The organism is uncultured Methanobrevibacter sp. (assembly GCF_900314615.1).
In the GTDB taxonomy this organism is placed as follows: domain Archaea; phylum Methanobacteriota; class Methanobacteria; order Methanobacteriales; family Methanobacteriaceae; genus Methanocatella.
In genome coordinates, this window is the sequence record NZ_OMWA01000043.1 from 1 (window position 1) to 1000 (window position 1000).

At 32.5% G+C, this 1000-nt stretch carries 1 pseudogene; it reads left to right on the forward strand.

Annotated features, from left to right (window positions below):
* Positions 1-439: pseudogene (locus QZN33_RS11415) on the forward strand (DNA polymerase subunit beta); the annotation flags it as partial.
* Positions 440-1000 lie beyond the last annotated feature (561 nt).

Here is a 1000-nt window from a genome sequence, read left to right on the forward strand (position 1 = left end):
TGACGAATTAGGCAAATCCATTACTTTAAGCAAGATAAACGATGACTTCTGGGACTTTGTATTCAATAAGAGAATAAAGGACGACAGCCTCTCAAAAGCCGAGTTTGCATGGTACGAAGAGCGTAAAAGCAATAGGGGACTAATCAGAGACACTTTATTCGACATCCTTGCAACTAGAAATTACGACGAGATAGAAGGCAGCTGGGGAGATACCATCTACGAGCCTGTAGACTTCGCCAGCATAAACTGCAAGATTGTAAGCGCCCTTGGGTCCTTCGATAATCCTGCAACCTACACCATAGAAGACCTTGATATCATTGAAGGCCCTGATGTTGAAATATCCGAACTTGCATCACGCACACATACTTATGCCGGAGAAGTAGTGGACGGCGAGGAAGTTGTGGCCAGGGGACTTGTTGAAAAGGAATGGAGAATTTGAAAAGTACAGACTTCTTGTAGGCACTACTAGAGAATCCATTAATGAGTATATAAAACTAAGAGAAAGTCCAGTTGTGGACCGTACTATAAATCAATGATTTGTAATACTTTATCAAAAATTAGTATTACTTTTCTTTTTTATTTTTTATTAAATTTTTAAAAAAATCAGCATGTCATGATGACAGTACACTTATCTTATTTTTAATTTTCACTATTTTTAAAATAATGTTTGCTATTTGTAAACGTGTTTTATTCAGGTCTACAATTGATTTAAAGACTACTTCATGTCATGTTATAGTTTAGGCTTCTTTACGTATATATAGATAAAACCATTAATAAATCACAATAATCCATTAATTTTAAAATCAAAAAACAAAACTTAATCCTTTAATTTTAAAATTAAAAAATTAAAAAAAAGCATTTGCCAAAAAACTAATAAATTTAGAGGTTTATTATCTAAAAATCTATGAAGCTTAAAAAATTGGTATTTTTTGGCAAACACTCCATCATAAACAAAAATTTTTAACTATTCTTCTTCCTCTTTATCCTTCTGACGCTTATA